Annotated in this window: 19 protein-coding genes and 1 riboswitch; of the genes, 11 read left to right on the forward strand and 8 right to left on the reverse strand. The window is 59.0% G+C overall.

Annotation, left to right across the window (positions count from 1 at the left end):
• Positions 1 to 128: 128 nt before the first annotated feature.
• Positions 129 to 656: a putative ABC transporter permease gene (locus PY311_RS10160; protein ID WP_286148567.1), complete on the reverse strand. Its 528-nt coding sequence runs from the start codon at positions 654 to 656 to the stop codon at positions 129 to 131.
• Between the two features lie 115 nt (positions 657 to 771).
• Between PY311_RS10160 and PY311_RS10165 the strand changes: the two genes are divergently transcribed.
• Positions 772 to 1,344, forward strand: a complete 573-nt coding sequence (locus PY311_RS10165; RefSeq protein ID WP_286148568.1) for a uracil-DNA glycosylase — start codon at positions 772 to 774, stop codon at positions 1,342 to 1,344.
• A gap of 137 nt (positions 1,345 to 1,481) precedes the next feature.
• On the opposite strand, the gene cysS is transcribed toward PY311_RS10165, so the two are convergent.
• The 5 genes from cysS to thyA form a co-directional block, all read right to left on the reverse strand.
• Positions 1,482 to 2,930: a cysteine--tRNA ligase gene (gene cysS, locus PY311_RS10170; RefSeq protein WP_286148569.1), complete on the reverse strand. Its 1,449-nt coding sequence runs from the start codon at positions 2,928 to 2,930 to the stop codon at positions 1,482 to 1,484.
• Between the two features lie 310 nt (positions 2,931 to 3,240).
• Positions 3,241 to 4,623, reverse strand: a complete 1,383-nt coding sequence (gene mgtE / locus PY311_RS10175; protein WP_286148570.1) for a magnesium transporter — start codon at positions 4,621 to 4,623, stop codon at positions 3,241 to 3,243.
• A 126-nt stretch (positions 4,624 to 4,749) separates the two neighbouring features.
• Positions 4,750 to 4,911, reverse strand: a riboswitch (M-box (ykoK) riboswitch).
• A 146-nt stretch (positions 4,912 to 5,057) separates the two neighbouring features.
• Entirely contained in the window at positions 5,058 to 7,106 is a 2,049-nt protein-coding gene (gene recG, locus PY311_RS10180; RefSeq protein WP_286148571.1) for an ATP-dependent DNA helicase RecG, read from the reverse strand.
• Between the two features lie 162 nt (positions 7,107 to 7,268).
• Positions 7,269 to 7,760: a dihydrofolate reductase gene (locus tag PY311_RS10185; RefSeq protein WP_286148572.1), complete on the reverse strand. Its 492-nt coding sequence runs from the start codon at positions 7,758 to 7,760 to the stop codon at positions 7,269 to 7,271.
• A gap of 11 nt (positions 7,761 to 7,771) precedes the next feature.
• Positions 7,772 to 8,602 (reverse strand): thymidylate synthase, encoded by an 831-nt coding sequence (thyA, locus tag PY311_RS10190; RefSeq protein WP_286148574.1) that lies wholly within the window; start codon positions 8,600 to 8,602, stop codon positions 7,772 to 7,774.
• Positions 8,603 to 8,777: 175 nt separating this feature from the next.
• On the opposite strand from thyA, the gene PY311_RS10195 reads away from it, so the two are divergent.
• A complete protein-coding gene (locus PY311_RS10195; protein ID WP_286148575.1) occupies positions 8,778 to 9,626 on the forward strand; it encodes an AraC family transcriptional regulator in 849 nt (282 codons plus the stop codon).
• Positions 9,627 to 9,712: 86 nt separating this feature from the next.
• On the opposite strand, the gene PY311_RS10200 is transcribed toward PY311_RS10195, so the two are convergent.
• Complete coding sequence (locus PY311_RS10200) at positions 9,713 to 10,639, reverse strand: SufB/SufD family protein (protein WP_286148576.1); 927 nt, start codon at positions 10,637 to 10,639, stop codon at positions 9,713 to 9,715.
• Positions 10,636 to 11,376, reverse strand: coding sequence for an ABC transporter ATP-binding protein (locus PY311_RS10205; RefSeq protein WP_286148578.1), 741 nt, complete (start codon positions 11,374 to 11,376; stop codon positions 10,636 to 10,638). Before PY311_RS10205 ends, PY311_RS10200 begins: the two co-directional genes overlap by 4 nt.
• Before the next feature lie 236 nt (positions 11,377 to 11,612).
• Here PY311_RS10205 and PY311_RS10210 point away from each other — a divergent pair, with 236 nt between their 5' ends.
• The 9 genes from PY311_RS10210 to PY311_RS10250 all read left to right on the forward strand — a co-directional run bounded on the left by PY311_RS10210 (position 11,613) and on the right by PY311_RS10250 (position 19,499).
• Entirely contained in the window at positions 11,613 to 12,233 is a 621-nt protein-coding gene (locus PY311_RS10210; RefSeq protein ID WP_286148579.1) for a ferritin-like domain-containing protein, read from the forward strand.
• Between the two features lie 104 nt (positions 12,234 to 12,337).
• The gene (locus PY311_RS10215) at positions 12,338 to 12,841 is read left to right on the forward strand and encodes a GreA/GreB family elongation factor (RefSeq protein WP_286148580.1); all 504 of its coding nucleotides are present in this window, start codon (positions 12,338 to 12,340) and stop codon (positions 12,839 to 12,841) included.
• 116 nt (positions 12,842 to 12,957) lie between these two features.
• Positions 12,958 to 13,515 carry a 16S rRNA (guanine(966)-N(2))-methyltransferase RsmD gene (gene rsmD, locus PY311_RS10220; RefSeq protein ID WP_286148581.1) on the forward strand — a complete coding sequence of 186 codons (558 nt, stop codon included), beginning with the start codon at positions 12,958 to 12,960 and terminating at the stop codon, positions 13,513 to 13,515.
• Complete coding sequence (gene coaD / locus PY311_RS10225; RefSeq protein ID WP_286148582.1) at positions 13,512 to 13,997, forward strand: pantetheine-phosphate adenylyltransferase; 486 nt, start codon at positions 13,512 to 13,514, stop codon at positions 13,995 to 13,997. The genes rsmD and coaD overlap by 4 nt, the downstream gene beginning before the upstream one ends.
• A 12-nt stretch (positions 13,998 to 14,009) precedes the next feature.
• Positions 14,010 to 14,537: a hypothetical protein gene (locus PY311_RS10230; protein WP_286148584.1), complete on the forward strand. Its 528-nt coding sequence runs from the start codon at positions 14,010 to 14,012 to the stop codon at positions 14,535 to 14,537.
• A gap of 432 nt (positions 14,538 to 14,969) precedes the next feature.
• Entirely contained in the window at positions 14,970 to 15,413 is a 444-nt protein-coding gene (mraZ, locus tag PY311_RS10235) for a division/cell wall cluster transcriptional repressor MraZ (RefSeq protein ID WP_286148585.1), read from the forward strand.
• A 3-nt stretch (positions 15,414 to 15,416) separates the two neighbouring features.
• Positions 15,417 to 16,364 carry a 16S rRNA (cytosine(1402)-N(4))-methyltransferase RsmH gene (gene rsmH, locus PY311_RS10240; protein WP_286148586.1) on the forward strand — a complete coding sequence of 316 codons (948 nt, stop codon included), beginning with the start codon at positions 15,417 to 15,419 and terminating at the stop codon, positions 16,362 to 16,364.
• Between the two features lie 50 nt (positions 16,365 to 16,414).
• Positions 16,415 to 16,969, forward strand: a complete 555-nt coding sequence (locus PY311_RS10245) for a hypothetical protein (protein ID WP_286148587.1) — start codon at positions 16,415 to 16,417, stop codon at positions 16,967 to 16,969.
• A gap of 97 nt (positions 16,970 to 17,066) precedes the next feature.
• Entirely contained in the window at positions 17,067 to 19,499 is a 2,433-nt protein-coding gene (locus tag PY311_RS10250) for a penicillin-binding transpeptidase domain-containing protein (RefSeq protein WP_286148588.1), read from the forward strand.
• The last annotated feature ends 36 nt before the right edge of the window (positions 19,500 to 19,535 follow it).

A 19,535-nucleotide genomic window follows, 5' to 3' on the forward strand; every position in this document is an offset into this window, starting at 1 on the left:
CCCCTTAAGGGGTAGCCCGAGAAAGCAATGCAATCGGCAAATCTTTTCGGGCCCCTTAAGGGGCTTTGTCCGCATAAAGCCCTTATAGGGCTTACTCAAGCCTCCGGCTTAGCCGGAGGTTTTGACTTTCAGGTGGGCCACACGGCCTGCCGCAGCGCCGTGAGGTCATGGGTGCGGAAGAGAAAATACAGCGAGCACACCGCATCGGCGGTAAAGGCCATGAGGCACAGCCATGTGATGCCCGCCGGAATCCGGCGCTCCAGCAGTTCAAGCAGCGGAGCGACACGGGTCACCGCCGGGACAGTCAGCAGTCCCCAACTTAAAGAGAAGGGAAGGCAGACCCGGCCCCGGAGATTGCCGGGGAGGCCGGTATAATCCCAGAAGCGGACGCCTAAGAAAGTTTCGCCCCACCAGTGATAGGCGTATTCCACCGCCGTTGTCACCACCGTACCGGAGAGGTACAGCCGCCAGCCGGATAGAAGGGGCAGCGGCAACGTTAGCACCGCCGTGAGGCCGAGGCCGTATACCGGGCAGAGGGGCTCCAGCAAAAGGCAGCGCCGCCGCTGAAAGGGCGAGCGGGTCAGCGCGGCAAAGATTCGCTCCAGCAGCCAGCCCAAAAGGCTGAAAAACCAAAAGCTCCAAAAAAAATCTGCCATCTATCGCCCTCCTGTGCTGTGATTTTTTCAGTATGAGCAACGCGGCGGGAGTCTATGCGCCTTGCATGGGGCGCTGATTTGTGATACACTCGAAAAAACGAGAGGGGGCAGAGCAGTGGCGGATACTTGGGAAGCGCTGAGGGCGGAATGTGCCGCCTGCCGGGGCTGCGCGCTGGCGGACACCCGGACGAACGTAGTCTTCGGCGATGGAAGCGAAACGGCGGAGATCATGCTCATCGGCGAGGGACCCGGCCAGCACGAGGATGAGCAGGGCGTGCCCTTTGTAGGCAGGGCGGGACAGCTTTTGGACGATATGCTGGAGATCATCCATCTGGACCGGACAAAGGTCTACATTGCCAACGTGGTCAAGTGCCGCCCGCCTCAGAACCGGGACCCGCTGAACGTGGAGCAGGACGCCTGCATCGGCTATCTGCGGCGGCAGGCGGCGCTGGTGCAGCCGAAGATCATCGTGTGCCTCGGGCGCATTGCGGCAAAGGTCATCATCAAGGAGGACTTTAAGATCACGCAGGAGCACGGACAGTGGTTCCAGCGGGGCGGCGTTCAGATGACCGCCATTTACCATCCGGCGGCGCTGCTGCGGGATGAGAGCAAGCGGCCGGACACGTTTTTGGATTTAAAGAGCATTCAGACCAAGGTTCGGGAGCTGTGTGAGCATACAGAGTGCTGAAAAACGGAAGCATCGGCGTTGCCGGTGCTTCCGTTTTGCTCGTGGCTTTAGAATGGAGAGGCAATCAAGGGTAATGTAAAAATCGGAGAACTGCAAAAGCAGCCCTCCGATTTTTATTTGATTAAGAGTGACAGACCTCAGACCCGCTTCCAGGAGGTACCATCCTTAGTGTCGGTGATCTCAATGCCCTGTGCCTTCAGCTCGTCCCGGATACGGTCGGCTTCGGCAAAGTTTTTGGCCTTTTTGGCCTCATAGCGCTGCAGCACCAGCGCGTCAATGGCGGGGTCGCCCTCGCCGGTGACGGTGTAGCCGCCCTCAGCCTTGGCGCTCTGGGCCTTGGCGTTGGCCTCCCGGACAGACGCCGCCTTTTTTAGCAGGGACAGGCTCAGGACGGTATCGAAGCTATCGAGAATGGCCAGCTTCGTGGCGTCATTGGCCTTGGCCTTCAGGGCGTCATACAGCGCGGTAACGCCCATGGAGGTGTTCAGATCGTTGCCCACCTGCTGAATGAATTTGTCCTTGTACTCCTGAAGCACGGCGCTGTCCACGCTGCCGTCCGCCGGGTCCAGAGCGGCGATCTTCGCGATGAGCTTGCTGTACGCCGCAGCGGCGTTATCCAGATTTTCCCAAGAGAACACCAGCGCCTTGCGGTAGTGGCTCTGGAGGCAGAAGAAACGGTAGGCCAGCGGGTCATAACCCTTTTCCTCCAGCAAAGAGACCGTGAGGAACTCACCCTTGGACTTGCTCATTTTGCCGTGGCTGGTGTTCAGGTGGGCCACGTGGAACCACTGGGGGCACCAGGGATGGCCCAGATAGCTTTCGGACTGGGCAATCTCGTTGGTGTGGTGGGGGAAGGCGTTGTCAATGCCGCCGCAGTGGAGGTCAAGGTATTCGCCGTTATACTTCATGGAGATGCCGGAGCACTCAATGTGCCAACCGGGATAGCCCACGCCCCACGGGGAGTCCCACTTCAGGGCCTGGTCCTCGAACTTGGACTTGGTGAACCAGAGGACGAAATCGTTTTTGTTCTTTTTGTTGGTGTCCTCCTCCACGCCCTCACGGACGCCGACAGCCAAGTCCTCCTCGTTGTGGTCATTGAACACATAGTAGCGCTTGAGCTTGCTGGTGTCGAAGTACACGTTGCCGCCGGCAAGGTAGGCGTAGCCGGTGTCCAGCAGCTTGGTGATGATCTTGATATAGTCATCAATAAGGCCGGTAGCGGGCTGCACGGTGTCCGGCCGCTTGATGTTCAGCTTGCGGCAGTCGTCAAAGAAGGCGTCGGTGTAGTATTTGGCTACCTCCATGACGGTCTTGTGCTCCCGGTGGGCGCCCTTGAGCATTTTATCCTCGCCCTCGTCAGCGTCGGAGGTCAGATGGCCTACATCCGTGATGTTCATGACGCGGTTGACGCTGTAGCCGGTGTAGCGCAGGAATTTTTCCAGCACATCCTCCATGATGTAGCTGCGGAGATTGCCGATATGGGCGAAGTGATATACCGTGGGGCCGCAGGTGTACATTTCCACGTGGCCGGGGGTGTGGGTGGTAAATTCAGCCTTTTTGTGGGTAGCGGAGTTGTAGAGATACATAAATATCCATCCTTTCAGCAATTTCGGACACAGGACGCGAAAACGCCTCCCGTGCCGCTTCGGCACGAGAGGCGATCAAAAACCGCGGTTCCACTCTCATTTTTCACTCAAAGGCCCGTAACGTGGGCTGGCCGGAGGGCATCTAAAATCCCCCGCGCTCCCGGACGCACGTTCCCATGCTCCGCCGCAGGCACGCTTTCAGCCGGTGACGCGCCCTCTCTGACCCTTGGATGCACGGTACTCTTTCCGTTCAACACGCTATTGCACCTTGTAGGATAGCAGAAAGCGGCGGTACTGTCAAGTCCCTTTCTCACAGGCCCAGCAGGGCAGTGGCAAAGCGGAAATAGATGAGCAGGGAGAGGGCATCCACAATGGTGGTGATGAAGGGGGAGGCCATCACGGCGGGGTCAAAGCCCAGCTTTTTCGCCAGTAGCGGCAGCATACAGCCCACGATCTTGGCGGCGAATACCGTGCAGATCAGCGTCAGGCAGATGACAGCGGCCACGGCGACGGTGATGGGATTGTGGAACACCAGCCGGTCCAGCAGCATGAGCTTGACAAAGTTGGCGGCGGCCAGCGCTGTGCCGCACAGCAGCGCCACCCGGCACTCCTTCCAGACCACCTGAAGAAGATCGGAAAACTCAATATCGCCCAGCGAAATGCCGCGGATGACAGTGACGCTGGCCTGCGAGCCGCAGTTGCCGCCGGTGTCCATCAGCATGGGGATATAGGCGGTGAGAATGGTAAAGGCGCTGAGGGCGTCCTCAAAGCTGGAGATGATCTGGCCGGTGAACGTGGCGGAGATCATCAAAAGCAGAAGCCACGGGATGCGGGATTTAAAGGTCTCAAAGGCACTGGTGCGAAGATAGGGCTTGTCCGTAGGCAGCATAGCCGCCATCTTCTCCATGTCCTCCGTGGTCTCTTCCTGCAAAACGTCAATGGCGTCATCCACGGTGACAATACCCACGAGGCGGTTTTCAGTATCCACCACGGGGAGGGCCAGAAAGTCATATTTACTCAGGGCGCGGGCGGTCTCCTCCTGATCGTCCAGCGTCTGAACGCAGACGAAGTTCCGCTCCATGATGTCCCCAATGACATCGTCCTCCTCCGCCAGCAGCAACGTGCGGATGGAGAGAACGCCGATGAGATGGCGCCCATCGTCAATGACATAGCAGACGTTGATGGTCTCCTTGTCCGGGCCAGTGCGGCGGATGCGCTTCAGGGCGTCCTCCACCGTCATGGTGGCCTTCAAATCCACATACTCCGTGGTCATGATGGAGCCGGTGGAATCCTCGGGGTACTTGAGAATTTCGTTGATGCTCTTTCTTATATCCGGGTCGGAGTGCTTCAGGATACGCTTGACTACGTTGGCGGGCATTTCCTCCACGATGTCCACGGTATCGTCCAGATACAGCTCGTCCAGAACCTCCTTCAGCTCCGTGTTGGAAAAGCCGCGAATCAAAAGCTCCTGCTGGTCGCTCTCCAGCTCCACGAACACCTCGGCGGCCTGCTCCTTCGGCAGCAGGCGGAACAGCAGAGGCAGCGTCTTCTCGTCATCCAGATCGTCCGCCAGAATGGCAATGTCCGCAGGCTCCATGGGGAGCAGGAGGTCCCGCAGCTCCGTATATCGTTTTCGGTTCACCAGATCCTCAATCTTTTCCACCAGTTCCCCGCGATTTTCCAACTCAAACATAGCGTGACCTCCTTTCCGGGCGCCGCCCGGTATTTCCGCTCAATGGCGGATGGGAAAATAAAAGACTCCGCCGCCCGGTCCCGGTACGGTGAAGTCCTGCCCTTGGATGCCCCTCGCTCTGCGGAGCGGGCATCCCACCGTTCAAGCTTTAGCTTCACAGGGCGGTGAAATCGCGTTAGATGATACCTTGAAGTTCGATATCGCCTGTTCAAACCCTCTCATGATGTCTCCATCACTCTGCGGCAGCGATCCATATCCCTGTGGTAGCCTTACCTACCGGAATTATGCGGTTGTCATTTCCTACTTGATTATAGTATGCCAAAAAAACGGCAATGTCAACCCATGGCGGCGGATTTTGCAAAGTTTTGACCATTTGATGCAAAGAGGGCGAGAATGGCGGCGGGACGCGCTTTTTCTGCGCGTCCCGCCGGGAATCAGTTCAAGCTGTTTTCACTTTGTCGGAACAGCTTTTGCACCCGCTCCGCCGTGTCCGGGTGACGGGCAAGGGAGGGGTCATGGGCCAGCAGCTCCTCAGCGGCGGTTTGGGCCTCGGTCAAAAGGCGGGTATCACAGCCGATGTCTGCCACCCGCAGCCCCGGCAGGCCGTGCTGCCGAAGGCCGAAGAAGTCGCCGGGGCCGCGGAGCCGCAGGTCCTCCTCGGCAATTTTGAAGCCGTCGGCGGTTTTCGTCATGGCGCGGAGCCGCTGACGGGTCTCGTCATTTTTGTTGTCGGACACCAGCACGCAGTAGGACTGGTGCTGCCCCCGGCCCACCCGGCCCCGAAGCTGGTGGAGCTGGCTGAGGCCGAAGCGCTCCGCGTTTTCCACCACCATCAGACTGGCGTTGGGAACGTCCACGCCCACTTCAATGACGGTGGTGGACACCAAAATATTCGTTTCTCCTGCGGCAAAGGCGGACATTACAGTGTCTTTTTCCCTGGACTTCATTTTGCCGTGGACATAGGCAACCCTTAAATCCGGGAAAATTTCGGATTGCAGCTTTTGGGCGTATTCCGTCACAGCCTTGCGCTCATCGGGGAGATCATCATTTTCGGATACCATGGGGCAGACGATATACACCTGCCGCCCGGCCTCCACCTGCTTGCGGATAAAGGCGTACAGTCTGGGATAATAGGCGGAGGTAACGGCGTAGGTCTCAATGGGCTTGCGGCCCGGGGGGAGCTGGTCAATAACGGAAACATCCAGATCACCGTAGAGAATCAGCGCTAGCGTCCGGGGGATGGGCGTGGCGGACATGACTAAGGTGTGGGGGTGCTCGCCCTTTTCTGCCAGCGCTGTCCGTTGGGCCACGCCGAAGCGGTGCTGCTCGTCCGTTACCACAAGGCCGAGGTTGGCATAGGCCACGCTGCCGGAGATGAGGGCATGGGTGCCGATGGCAAAGTCCAGCTCGCCGGAGGCAAGCTGTGCCGTAACGGAACGCTTTGTTTTGGCGGGAGTGGAGCCGGTAAGCAGGGCGCAGCGAAGCCCTAACTGTTCCAGCAGTGGGGCAAGGCCCCGATAGTGCTGCTCCGCCAAAAGCTCTGTAGGGGCCATCAGCGCTGCCTGACGTCCGTTTTTCACACAGAAATAGACGCAGGCGGCGGCCACCATGGTCTTGCCGGAGCCGACATCCCCCTGACAGAGCCGGTTCATGGGCTTCCCGGCGGTCATGTCGGCAATGGCCTCGTCCACGCAGCGGCGCTGGGCACCTGTCAGGATAAAGGGGAGGGCATCATAAAACGGCGCCATATCCACAGGGCGGAACGGCTCCACGGACACGGTTTCCCGCCGGAATCGCAGCAGCTTCAGCCCAATGGCGAAGAAGAATAGCTCCTCAAAGGCCAGCCGCCGTCGGGCGATGTCCAGCGCCTCGGGAGATTCCGGGAAGTGGATATTCTCATAGGCATAGTTTACCCGACAGAGGCCGTGGGTCTGCCGCACGGAGTCCGGCAGGCAGTCCGGCAGAATGTCGGCGCATTCGTCCAAGCCCTGCCGGATGGCCCGGGACAGCAAAAGCTGGCTCACTCCGGCAGTGAGGGGGTAGACCGGCACGATGCGGCCGGTGAACTCCTGGCGGCCCTCCGGCTCCACCACGGGGCCGGCCATGGTCTTCCGCAGGAGGGAACCCTCGGCCCGGCCGTAGAAAATGTAGGTTTCGCCCACCCGGAGCTGGTTTTTCAGCCATGACTGATTGAAAAAGGTGACGTCCAGCGCGCCGGTATCGTCCACAGCCCGGACCTTGACTAAGTCCATGCCCTTTCGAATGTGGGATACCTTTGGCTCCGAGGCGATCATGGCGGCAACGCAGGCGGTCTCGCCGGGAATGAGACTGCTGATGGGCCTTGTCTCCCGGCGGTCTTCATAGCGGCGGGGGAACCAGCCGATAAGGTCACCCAGCGTGAAAATGCCCAGCTTTCCCAGCGCCTTGGCCTTGGCCTCGCCGATGCCCTTGATATAGCGCACATCGGTATTCAGGTCCGCCATGCTGCCGCCCCCTTTCAGGCAAAATAGAACAAGGCTATTATAAACGGCTGTGGGAGATTTGAAAAGGGAATCCTGCCGAAAAATGGAAAGGAACGAAAAATCCGGCCCTGCCAAAATCGGCGGGGCCGGGGAATTTGGGAAACGGCATCTGCGTTTTGATTGTTACAGCGCGGTGTTCACATAGTCCACAAAGCGGTAGGTCAGGCCATTTTCCGTGACCGGCGCTTCAGTGCGCTCCACTGTCCACTCCGGCAGAGCATCTAAATTTGGAAAAAACGTATCGGCGTTTTCAGCGGCGGCGTCCACGCGGGTGACGCAGGCGCGGCGGCACCGGCCCAGCAGAGCGGTGTAAATGCTGCCGCCGCCGATGAGCCAGACGTCCTCTCCGTCCCCAGCCAGCCGCAGCGCGTCCTCCGGTGTGTGGACGATCTCACAGCCCTCCCGGGAAAAGTCCGGGTCACGGGTGATGACGATGTTCCGCCGCTTGGGTAAGGGTCTGCCGCCGGGGAAGGAATCCAGGGTCTTGCGGCCCATGATGACGGTGCCGCCGGTGGTCAGCGCGCGAAAATGCTTCATGTCCCCCGGTAAGGAGAACAGCAGATCACCGCTCCGGCCAATGGCCCACTGTTTATCTGTGACAACGATGGCGTTCATGGTACGGCTCCTTAAATGGCAATGGGAATTTTATCCTCGAAGGGGGCGGGGGTGTAGCCCTCCATCGTAAAGCTGTTCCGGGTGAAGGCATAGAAATCCGTCACGGAGGGGTCTATGGCGAACTTCGGCGCGGGGGCGGGGGTCTGGGTCAGCATTTTCTCCACGATGGGCACATGGCGGTCGTAAATATGGGCGTCGGCGATGACGTGGACCAGCTCGCCGGGCACAAGGCCGCTGACCTGAGCCATCATGTACACCAGCACGGCGTACTGCACCACGTTCCAGTTGTTGGCGGCCAGCATATCCTGGCTCCGCTGGTTCAAAATGGCGTTGAGGACATTGCCGGAGACGTTGAAGGTCATGGAGTAGGCGCAGGGGTAGAGGTTCATCTCGTGGAGGTCGGCAAAGTTGTAGATGTTGGTCAAGATCCGGCGGCTGGCGGGGTTATGCTTTAAATCGTAGAGCACCCGGTCCACCTGATCCATGTCTCCCTCGGGATAGTGGTGCTTGACGGCCAGCTGATAGCCGTAAGCCTTGCCGATGGAGCCGGTTTCATCCGCCCACTGGTCCCAGATCCGGGCGTTGAGGTCATGGACGTTGTTGGACTTCTTCTGCCAGATCCACAGCAGCTCGTCCACAGCTGTTTTCCAGTAGGTCCGGCGGAGGGTCAGAATGGGAAATTCCTTTTGCAGATCGTAGCGGTTGACGATGCCGAATTTTTTGATGGTGTGGGCGGGCGTGCCGTCCTCCCAGTGCGGGCGGACGTTCTGGTCGGTGTCCCAGACGCCGTGGTCCAGAATCTCCCGGATGTTTTGAATGAATACGGTATCCGCGTAGCTCATGTGACAGCTCCTTCGACAGTTTTTCTTTATCATAGCAGAAGCGGAGCGCTTCGGCAATCCAAAATTTCACTGTGAATTTCAGCATATTTTATAGCAATTTTCGGCTGAAAACAGAAAATTCACCTTGAAAACGCGCAAAAAGTGCGGTAGCATAGAGAAAAAGGGAGGTGGTTTTGTGCTGGACCGCAGCGAGGTAGGCAAGCGGGGCTACTTGGACCGGGATTTCCGGCTGGTGCACCTGAAGGATTCTTTAGCGCCGCGCATCGACTATCACTACCATGAGTTTGACAAGCTGGTATTTTTCCTCGGCGGCAGGGTGACCTATGTGGTGGAGGGCGTGACGTATTTCCTCCGGCCGTGGGACATCCTGCTAATTCAGCATAACCTCATCCACCGGCCCATCATCGATGCCTCAGAGCCCTATGAGCGGGTGGTGCTGTGGCTGGGACGGGACTGGCTGGCGCGCCGCAGCGACCCCGGCGAGCCGTTGGACGCCTGCCTTGACCACAGCCGGGAAGCGGGCTTCCATCTGTTGCGGACAGCAGAGGAGCGCCGGCTGGGCTATGCCCGGGCCATCGGCCATCTGGAGGATTCCCTGCGCTCCGAGGAATTCGGCGCCCGCCGTATGGCGGATACTCTGTGCCAGCAGATTCTCATCCATGTGAACCGGGACCTGCTGCGGGCCAATACGGCCCAATCGGAAACGGACAGCTACCGGGTGGACCCCAAAATGGAGGAGGTTCTGCGCTATATCGCCTCCCATCTGGAGGAGGATCTATCGGTGGACGCGCTGGCGGGACGGTTCTTTATGAGCCGGTACTACCTGATGCACCGCTTCAAGGAGGTGACGGGCTCCACCGTCCACCAGTACACGGTACAAAAGCGCCTGCTTCGGGCGGGAGAGCTGATTCGCGAGGGCGTGCCGGTGATGAAGGCGGCGGAGCAGGCGGGCTTCCCGGAATATTCCTCGTTTCTGCGGGCGTTCCAGAGCACGTTCCACACCAGCCCCCGGAGCTTTAAGTAAAATAGCGCCCTGCCGAAAGGCGGGGCGCTGCTTTGCTGTCAAAAGAGAGACCGCAGCGGTGGTACCGATGCGGTCTCTTTTTTGATTTATGCAAGGAAGCCCTTGAGGATGCACTCCTCGGCCTCCTCCGGGGTTAGTCCCAGCGTTTCCAGCTTCAAAAGCTGGTCTCCGGCGATTTTGCCGATGGCGGCCTCGTGGACCAGTTGTGCCTCTGTGCTGTTGGCTACGATGGCGGGAATGGACTGGATATGGGCCTCGTCCATGATAATGGAGTCGCACTGAACATGGCCGAAGCAGGCGCTGTTGCCCACCATTTTTGGATAGAAGGTCTGGCGGGAGGTGTTTTTGGCAACGGAACGGGAAATGACCCGGCCCCTGGAATTTTCACCGTCAAGAACGATTTCCATATCGCTTTCGGCCACCTGATCGCCATGGGTCATGAGCCGCTCCGTGACCACCGCCTCGGCATTTTTGCCGCAGACGATCTTTGTTTCCCGCTTTGTGGAGTCGATGCCGCGAATCTGCACGGTCTCCATTTGAATGGAGGCGCCCTCCTCCAGATAGACTACCGTTTGGGGATTCATAATGCGGCCGCCGGTGCCGTCGCCCTCGCCGTAGTGCTTCTCCGTGTACTTTACATGGGAATTTTTGCCGACATAGAAGGTGTGCAGACCGTCATGGCGGCTGGCCTCGGCGCCGCAGTTGTGGATACCGCAGCCCGCTACAATGTCCACATCGCAGTCCTCACCGATGTAGAAGTCATTATAGACCATTTCCTGAATGCCGGGCTTTGTGATGATGACGGGAATGTGGCACTGCTCGCCCTTGGTCCCGTCCTTGATGCGGATGTCAATGCCGCTTTTGCCATCGGTCTTTCCAGTGATCTCAATGTGCTCCGTGGACTGGCGGCCATCGCAGCCGGAGTCCTTGCGGATGTTGAAGGCGCCTACCGGCTTGCCAATCAGGTCCGCGATTTTTTCCAGCAGCTCCCGATCTACCTGAGATTCCATCATAAGGCGTGTACCTCCTTGTTCAGTACCGGGCAGGAGCCCAGCGTATCAGACAGAATTTGCGGCAGAATGTCCTGCGGCAGACCCCGGTGCCGGATGGCACCGTCGCCCACAACGATGACCTCATCCGCCAGTGAAATAATACGCTCCTGATGGGAAATGATGATCATGGTGGCGCTGCCCTGACTGTGGATCTGCTCGAAGGTCTCCGTCAGCCGGGCGAAGGACCACAGGTCGATGCCTGCCTCCGGCTCGTCGAAGATCATCAGGTCGGCGTTCCGGGCCAGAATGGAGGCGATCTCAATGCGCTTGACCTCGCCGCCGGAGAGGGACACATCCACTTCACGGTCCAGATAGTCATTGGCGCAGAGCCCCACCTTGGTGAGGTACTGGCAGCATTTGTCCTTGGAGAGCTTTTCATCGCCGGAGGCGATGGTCAGAAGGTCCCGGACCGTCAGCCCCTTGAAGCGGGGAGGCTGCTGAAAGCCGTAGCTGATGCCAAGCTTGGCCCGTTCCGTAATAGTCATGTGGGTAACGTCCTGACCGTTCCAGATGATCTGGCCGGCCGTGGGGGTGACGAGACCCATGATGATTTTTGCCAGCGTGGTCTTTCCACCGCCGTTGGGGCCGGTAAAGACCACCAGACGGTGCTCGTCGATGCACAGGGAGATGTCCTTCAGAATGTCCAGCGTTCCCTCCGGCTCCTGAACGGAGTAGCTGATGTGCTTGAGTTCCAGCATGGAATATCCTCCTTTTGAAAAGGAAACTGATCGTTTATTTTCCTTTAGTATACCAAAAAATGGCGGGATTATGGGTTGCAGAAGCAACAGAAAAAGGCGAAATTCCATGAAAATCGCCTGAGTACTCACCATACCATATTTGGAAAGGATTGTCAAAGGCTGCCGCGGCTTTTTTTGGAAAATCCGGTACCTTTTCGGCCTGTCGGCATAGGCTGGAGGGAAAAGGAGGGGAGCATATGGCACAGGTACTCCCGGAGGTTTATGATTTCAGGCAGCATGACCGGCTCTGGCGACGGGTGCAGCCGGGGCTGGAGCCTTATCCGGAGGCGGATACATCCGGAGGAAATCAAGCGCAGACATCCGACGCGGGTATGACATTGGCGCAGGAGAGCCGCCTGCCCGGAGCGGAGCAAAACCCCTGCTGCATGGGGACGGAGGCGGCGGAGCTGCTGACGGTTTTGGAGGGCTATATCGCCGATGAACTGGCGGAGCGGCGGCTGTATCTGGCACTGGCCCAGCGAGCGCCGGTCTGGGCGCGGCAGACTATGCGGGAGCTGGCGGAGGATGAGGGCGATCATGCCCGGCAGCTTATGACCGCCCGGTACCTCATTACCGGCCAATGCCGGCAGCCGGAGGCGCTGCCGCTGGAACTGGTGTCCGCCGGGGATTGGTGCGCGCTGCTGCGGCAGCGGTATCACAGCGAGGTCTGCGGCGGCATGAATTATGCCCGCACGGCGGATTCCACCCCGGACCACTGCCTTGCGGAGCTGCTGAACGGTCTCAGCGCCGCAGAATACCGCCATGCGGAGCGGATTCGGGGCTTGCTGGAGCGGTGCCTCGGGCAGCGGAAGTGCTGAAAATATAAACCGCGAAAGCCTGCGGGACAGTGACGGGGCATTGTCCTGCGGGTATTTTTGTGCTATACTGCATTGCAATATGAAAAGCAATGGAGGCACAGACCATGTACGATGAATTGACGGAAGTGGACATCCGCAAGATGCAGGAGGAAATGGACTACCGAATCCGGGAGCTGCGGCCGCAGTTCATCGAGGAGGTCCAGACCGCCCGGGCATTCGGAGACCTCAGCGAGAACTATGAATATAAATGCGCCAAGCAGGCCAAAAACCGCAACGATAGCCGCATCCGCTATCTGGAGCGGATGATTCGCACGGCGAAGGTCATCAAGGTACAGGAGCAGGCGGATGCCGTGGGCCTTTTCGACACGGTGACGATCTACAACGAAATGCTGGAAAAGGAAATGACCGTCCGCATTGTCACCACGCTGCGGCAGGACGCGCTGAAGGGCCTCATCAGCAAGGAGTCCCCGGTGGGACAGGCGCTCATGGGCCATAGGGTCGGCGACCGGGTACAGGTGGCGGTCAGTCCGGAGCTGAAGTACACCGTGGAGATTCGGAGCATCGAAAAGGGAACCGACGATGAGAGTCTGGACATCAGCAGCTATTAAGACCCGGACGCGGCAGCTATATAATTCGGATGAAAAATGGGAAAGCCTATTGAAATATGGGCAATGTTGCCGTAAAATAAAACTGGAATCCTGTTGAATTCAGAGGAGGACGCGCCATGCGTGTGATCACCGGCTCCGCTCGGGGCCGCCGCTTAAAAGAGCTGGAGGGAATGGAGACCCGCCCGACAACGGATCGAGTGAAGGAGGGACTGTTCAACGTCCTGCAATTCGATATTGAGGGGCGGCGGGTGCTGGACCTGTTCGCGGGGACGGGGCAGCTTGGAATCGAGTGTCTCAGCCGCGGAGCGGCCTCCGCTGTATTTGTGGACAAGCGACCTGACGCCGTGAAGCTGATTCGGGAAAATTTGAAGCTCTGCGACCTGACGGACCGGGCCCGCGTTGTGGCCGGGGACTCCATGGAGTTTTTGAAGTCCGTCCGGGAAAAATTTGATCTGGTGCTGCTGGACCCGCCTTATCAGGCGGAGCTTTTGGAGGCGGCCATCGCTCATATTGCGCGGCACGATCTGCTGACGCCCCACGGTATGATGGCGGCGGAGCACCCGGCGGATAAAACTCTGCCGGCGCTGTCCGCACCCTATCGCATGGGCCGGACGTACCGCTACGGCAAGATCGCCGTGACCATCTATCACCGGGACGGGGAGGCAGAGGCATGAGAATCGCAGTCTGCTCCGGCAGCTTTGACCCCATCACGCTGGGACATATGGACATTATCCGCCGCACGGCGGCCTGCTTCGATCAGGTGTATGTATGTGTCAGCCCTAACACTGAAAAGCGGGGCCAGATGTTCACGCCGAAGCAAAAGCTGAAATTAGTGGAGGCGGCGGTGGCGGAGCTGCCCAACGTCACAGCGGAGTTGTACGGCGGTTTGCTGTCGGACTACGCGGCGGAGCATAGGGCCACGGCCATTGTCCGGGGCATTCGCAGCGCCGGGGACTTTGACACGGAGTACCAGCAGGCCATGGTGAACCGGGGACTGCACCCGGGACTTGAGACACTGCTGCTGCCGGCGGACCCGGCTTATGTATATTTGAGCTCTACGGTGGCGCGGGAAATGATTCACTACCGCCAGCCGTTGGAAAAATATTTGCCGAAGGCGGTCCTGCCCCTGATTCGGGACTGGACAGAGGAAAGATAAGGAGAGTGCGTTATGGCTGAAAATGATGTCAACCGCTTGATCGATATGCTGTATGAACGGGTGGAGGACGCCAAGTCCCCGGCCCTGAAGCCTAATTTGAGCATGGTGGACCGGGACGAGATTCTGGATCTGCTGGACGAGCTGCGCAGCCAGCTTCCCGTGGAGCTGAAGCGGGCGCAGGAGCTGCTGGCCGCCCGGGAAAAATTTGTGGACGAGGCCAAGCGGGATGTGGAGCGCATGATGCGTCAGGCGGACCTGGAGGCCAAGAGCAAGATTTCCGACAGCGAGGTGCTCTATGCCGCCAAGGAAAAGGCCCGGAAGATCATCGCGGATGCCGAGGACCGCTCCCGCCAGCTCTGTCAGGTGGCCAATGAGTACGCCGAGGATGCACTGGCCCGGACGGAGGAGGCCGTGCAGGCCGCTCTGACCGAGGTGAAGCAGTCCCGGTCCGCGTTCCGGGCCGCCTCCGCCGCCAAGCTCCAGGAGCAGCGGGAAAAGCTGGACGCAGAGAAGAAAAATGCGGAGCAGCCGGAGAGCTGACGCCGTATTCTAAAGGCGGACAGTGTTCGGTTGACCGTAACCGAGGCCGGCAGACAAGAAAGGGAACGGAATTTGTTGAAATTTTGTTAAAAATCACGAAAAATGTCGTGCAACATTTTTGAGACAACCAATATATAGCGCGATAAATGCAAAGGAAGGCCCATCGACACAAGATATTGTGCCGATGGGCTTTCCTTATTTTACGTAAACCACCGAAACGAGATAGAACGTCTGTTCTAAAATGCGCGGTTTCTCAGATTTTTGGAAAGAAATGGCTTAATTGCAAGGGTTTGCGTCGGAAAAAAATGCTTGCAATCCATTTTGGAATCGCTTATACTCAGGGTACATGGTGGGGAAAAGTGGGGATGATGTGCACACCTGTGCCACAAAAAGCCACGATGACCCAAAAAGTAGGGAAGGAGGGCATTGGCCGTGACGAGACTCATGGGTAAGTCGAACAATACCATCGACTCCAAGGGGCGGCTGGTGATTCCCTCCAATATGCGGGAGGCGCTGGGCGATGTCTTCTACATCACCATCGGCGCTCAGCATTGCCTGACCATCTATCCCGAGGCCAAGTGGAACCAGATGTCCGAGGATATGGACGAGCTGCCCTATACCGAGGCCCGGGCGCTGACGCTGCTGTATGCCAATGCGGTGCAGTGCGAGCCGGACAGTCAGGGCCGTGTGCTGATTCCCGCCGCCCTGCGGAGCTATGCGAATTTGAAAAAATCCGCCACCATTGTAGGTATGAACGCCTTTGCCGAGATCTGGGACACCGCCACATGGACGGAGCGGGAGCGCCAGATGCTGGAGGAGGACGATATGGCCGCCGCCATGGACGCTCTGGCCCGGGCGCGGCGGAACCGGGGGTAAGGCATGGAATTTACCCATAAGCCGGTACTGCTTCAGGAATGTATCGAAGCATTGCGAATCAAGTCGGAGGGCGTTTATGTGGACGGTACGCTGGGCCGTGCCGGTCATTCGAGGGAGATCGCAAAGCGCCTCACCACCGGACGGCTCATCTGCATCGACCGGGATCAGGCCGCCATCGACGCAGCGCGGGAGCGACTCGCCCCATGGCTGGAGCGGGTGACGCTGGTCCACAGCAACTTCGACCGGGTGGGTGATATTTTGGACGAGCTGGGGATACCCGGCGCGGACGGAATGCTGTTCGACTTAGGCGTTTCCTCTCCGCAGTTGGATGATGCTTCCCGCGGCTTTTCCTATATGCATGACGCGCCGCTGGATATGCGGATGGACATTTCGGCGCCTCTGACCGCCTACGAGGTAGTAAACGGCTGGAGCTATGAGGAGCTGCGCAGAATATTGTTTGAATACGGCGAGGAGCGCTATGCCCCCGCCATTGCGAAAAAAATCGTACAGGCCCGGGAGACCGCGCCGATTGAAACCACGCTGGAGCTGGCGGAGCTGATTCGCTCCGCCATGCCCGCCGCCGCGCTGCGGGAAAAGCAGCACCCGGCCAAGCGGAGCTTTCAGGCTATCCGCATTGCGGTGAACGGTGAGCTGGACGCGCTGCCGCCCATGCTCCACGGGGCCATTGACCACCTGAACCCCGGCGGCCGTTTGGCGGTCATCACGTTCCATTCCTTAGAGGACCGAATCGTGAAGCGCACGTTTCAGGAGGCCGCAAGAGGCTGCACCTGCCCGCCGGAGTTCCCGGTGTGCGTGTGCGGCAAGAAACCGAAAATAAAGCTCGTGACCCGGAAGCCCATCGTTTCCGGCAGCGAGGAATTAGAGGGAAACAGCCGCGCCCGCAGCGCAAAGCTCCGGGTGGCGGAAAAATGCGACGGGTTTGACCTGTGAGGGACAAGCCAAAGGAAGAATTTTGATTTTGACGGAAGGGAGGGCTCTGCATGGCGTCCGCGGCAAAGGAGTACCGCTACGCGCACCGGGAGTTTAGCACGCAGGGTAATTTGGCCCGGGATCTGGACTGGGCGGTGCGGGAGCGGGAGCTGAACCATGCCGGTGAAGCCCCCCGTCACGAGGCGCAGGCAGCCCCTAAAATCCGTCGGGAGCAGGCGTTGGTCCGGGAGCGGCAGCCCGTTCCTGTATTAACGGTGGTGGAAGTCATGGCCGTGATCGCCGCGGCGGTGCTCTTGCTTTTAAGCTATGTGCAGCTGACCACGCTGGCGGCGGACACCGTGACGCTGAAAAGCCAGCTGACCACGCTTCAGGCGGAAAATGTCAGCCTGACAGCACAGCATGAGCAGATGTTCGACATGGCCACTGTAAAAGAAGTGGCCTCTGCGGCGGGAATGTCCAAGCCCAGCCGATCCCAGATCACCTATCTGGACCTTGCCAGTGAGGACAGCGCAACGGTCTACCAGACGGAGGAGCCCAGCGTTCTTAGCCGCCTTCTGACCTCCCTGCACCATGGCATCTATGCGGCGGTGGAATATTTTGACTGATCGGACAATAGGGTAAAACACAGCGGGGAGTGAGAAGCGCGCCTTCTCGCTCCCTTGTTTCCTGTTTTCCTGAAGGGCACCTGAAAGGAGATACTCAATGGCAATTCATCCCCGGAGAAAAAGCGATGCGGCCCGGCGGGCCAACCAGATCGTCCGCAGCCGGACGGTTCTGGTCATGCTGCTTTTAGGGATCATGACCTTTGCGGCGCTATTTTGGCGGCTGTATGATCTGCAGATTCGCCAGCACGCGGAGCTGCAGGAAAAGGCCATCAGCCAGCAGACCCGCAGCGCTGTGGTCAGCGCGTCCCGGGGAACCATCTATGACCGCAACCTCAATACACTGGCCATTTCCGCCACGGCGGAAACGGTGCTCGTCTCCCCGCTGGACATCGAAAAGTCCGTGGAGAGCCAGAAGGAGGAGCAGGCGAAGGCGGCGCAGAAGGCCGCGGACAAGGGGCAGGACTATACCCCGCCTGTTCTGCGGGACCAGAGCTATATTGCCCGGGGCCTGAGTCGGATTCTGGGGCTGGAGCAGGGCGCCATTGAGGAAAGAATGGAAAAGACGAACTCCCAGTACGAGATTTTGAAGAAAAAAACAGACCAGACCATTTCCGATGAGGTGCGCCGCTTCATTAACGGTGAGATCGACCCTGAGGGGAACGAGGTCCCCGAAAAGCAGCGGGTGAAGCTCCGGGGCGTCTGGCTCCAGCCGGATTCCAAGCGGTACTATCTCTACAGCTCACTGGCCTCCGGCGTGATAGGCTTTGTCAACGGCGACGGTATCGGCAGCGTGGGCCTTGAGGCAAAATATGATGATACCCTCACCGGCACGGCGGGCTATACCGTCAGCGCCCGAAACGCATCGGGGTCTGAGCTCCTTTACAACTACGAGCAATATTACGATGCTGAGAACGGCCACAGCCTTGTGCTGACGCTGGATGCCAACGTGCAGCTCAGCCTTGAAAACGGGCTGGAGAATATGCTGAAAAAGTATGACGCCAAAAACGGCGGCACCGGCATCGTCATGGAGGTCAATACCGGCGCCATCATCGCCATGGCGTCCTATCCCAACTATGACCTGAACGATTACGGCACGATCTTTGACGCGGCGCTGCAAAAAAAGCTGGACGCGGATTTGGAGAAGATTGACGCCAACCGCTCTACCTATGAATCTGAGAAGGCGTATGCTGATGCCCGGGCCAAGGCCATCAACAGCGCCATGCAGAGCCAGTGGCGCAATAAGTGCATCGACTCCACCTATGAGCCTGGCTCCACCTTCAAGCCCATTACGCTGGCGGCGGCGCTGGAGGAGGGCAAGGTTTCCAAAAGCTCCACGTTCTACTGCGGCGGCTACACTACAGTTCCGGGCTGGAGCGACCGTATCTGGTGCTCCAACCACAGCGGTCACGGCCAGCAGACGCTGATTGAGGCCGTGGGCCATTCCTGCAACCCGGCATTTATCAAAATGGGCCTTTCCATCGGCACAGAGACCTATTATAAATACCTGAAGTCCTTCGGACTGATGGATAAGACCGGCATCGACATGATTGGCGAGGTGAAGGGCCTGTTCGTTGACGAGGATTACTTCAACTCTCAGGTGGTGTCGCTGGCCTCCTACTCCTTCGGCCAGACCTTCAACGTGACGCCCATCGAGCTGATCCGGGCGCAGGCGGCCTGCATCAACGGCGGCTATCTCTACGAGCCCTACATCGTCGATCAGGTGTTGGATGAGGATGGCAATGTGCTTTCCCAGCACGATACCACGCCAGTGCGGCAGGTCATCAGCGAGGAGACCTCCGCCATTGTCCGGGAGGCGCTGGAATACGTGGTGTCCTCCGGCAGCGGCAAGAACGGACAGGTGGCGGGCTACCGCATCGGCGGCAAGACCGGTACCGCCGATAAGACCGGCACCAGAAAGACCACCCGCGAGGTGGTGGTGTCCTTCATGTGCTTTGCCCCGGCGGACGATCCCCAGTACATCATGCTTTTGACTATGGATACCCCCAGCCGGAACACCGGTACGGCTGTGTACGGCGGTACCATGGTGGCCCCTACGGCAAGCCAGATCATGGGTGAGATTCTGCCCGCCCTCGGTATTGAACCGGATTATTCCGCAGAAGAATTGTCCGGCGCTGATGCCGCCGTGCCCTACGTGGTGGGGAAGACAGCGGAGGAGGCCAAGGCGGCGCTGAAATCCGCGGGCTTCACCTATCGGACGGTAGGCAGCGGCGAGACCGTGACGGACCAGACCCCTGCCGGCGGCGCTATCGTACCTAACAACGCCTCGGTGGTGCTCTACTTGGGGGCGGAAAAGTCGGATACGCCCAGCACAGTGCCGGATGTGACCGGCAAGACGCCCACAGAGGCCAACAAGGCCCTGACCAACGCGGGGCTCATTATGAAGGTAGCCGGCGCTACCTCTGCCAGCGGGGGCAGCGTGACTGCCATTTCTCAGAACGCGGAGGCGGGGAGCCAGCTTCCGGCGGGCAGTGTGGTCACGGTCCGCTTCGGTGTCCGCACAACGGACTAATACGCGCTTTGAGCGCACCTTTTGCCAGATTTACGG

The sequence above is a fragment of the Neopoerus faecalis genome (assembly GCF_029218125.1).
Classification (GTDB): domain Bacteria; phylum Bacillota; class Clostridia; order Oscillospirales; family Oscillospiraceae; genus Oscillibacter; species Oscillibacter faecalis_A.

Coding starts and splice junctions, on each gene's coding strand:
- PY311_RS10160 (WP_286148567.1), bottom strand. CDS start 656: ATGGCAGATTTTTTTTGGAGCTTTTGGTTTTTCAGCCTTTTGGGCTGG.
- cysS (WP_286148569.1), bottom strand. CDS start 2,930: ATGTATCTCTACAACTCCGCTACCCACAAAAAGGCTGAATTTACCACC.
- mgtE (WP_286148570.1), bottom strand. CDS start 4,623: ATGTTTGAGTTGGAAAATCGCGGGGAACTGGTGGAAAAGATTGAGGAT.
- recG (WP_286148571.1), bottom strand. CDS start 7,106: ATGGCGGACCTGAATACCGATGTGCGCTATATCAAGGGCATCGGCGAG.
- PY311_RS10185 (WP_286148572.1), bottom strand. CDS start 7,760: ATGAACGCCATCGTTGTCACAGATAAACAGTGGGCCATTGGCCGGAGC.
- thyA (WP_286148574.1), bottom strand. CDS start 8,602: ATGAGCTACGCGGATACCGTATTCATTCAAAACATCCGGGAGATTCTG.
- PY311_RS10200 (WP_286148576.1), bottom strand. CDS start 10,639: ATGATGGAATCTCAGGTAGATCGGGAGCTGCTGGAAAAAATCGCGGAC.
- PY311_RS10205 (WP_286148578.1), bottom strand. CDS start 11,376: ATGCTGGAACTCAAGCACATCAGCTACTCCGTTCAGGAGCCGGAGGGA.
- PY311_RS10210 (WP_286148579.1), top strand. CDS start 11,613: ATGGCACAGGTACTCCCGGAGGTTTATGATTTCAGGCAGCATGACCGG.
- PY311_RS10215 (WP_286148580.1), top strand. CDS start 12,338: ATGTACGATGAATTGACGGAAGTGGACATCCGCAAGATGCAGGAGGAA.
- rsmD (WP_286148581.1), top strand. CDS start 12,958: ATGCGTGTGATCACCGGCTCCGCTCGGGGCCGCCGCTTAAAAGAGCTG.
- coaD (WP_286148582.1), top strand. CDS start 13,512: ATGAGAATCGCAGTCTGCTCCGGCAGCTTTGACCCCATCACGCTGGGA.
- PY311_RS10230 (WP_286148584.1), top strand. CDS start 14,010: ATGGCTGAAAATGATGTCAACCGCTTGATCGATATGCTGTATGAACGG.
- rsmH (WP_286148586.1), top strand. CDS start 15,417: ATGGAATTTACCCATAAGCCGGTACTGCTTCAGGAATGTATCGAAGCA.
- PY311_RS10245 (WP_286148587.1), top strand. CDS start 16,415: ATGGCGTCCGCGGCAAAGGAGTACCGCTACGCGCACCGGGAGTTTAGC.
- PY311_RS10250 (WP_286148588.1), top strand. CDS start 17,067: ATGGCAATTCATCCCCGGAGAAAAAGCGATGCGGCCCGGCGGGCCAAC.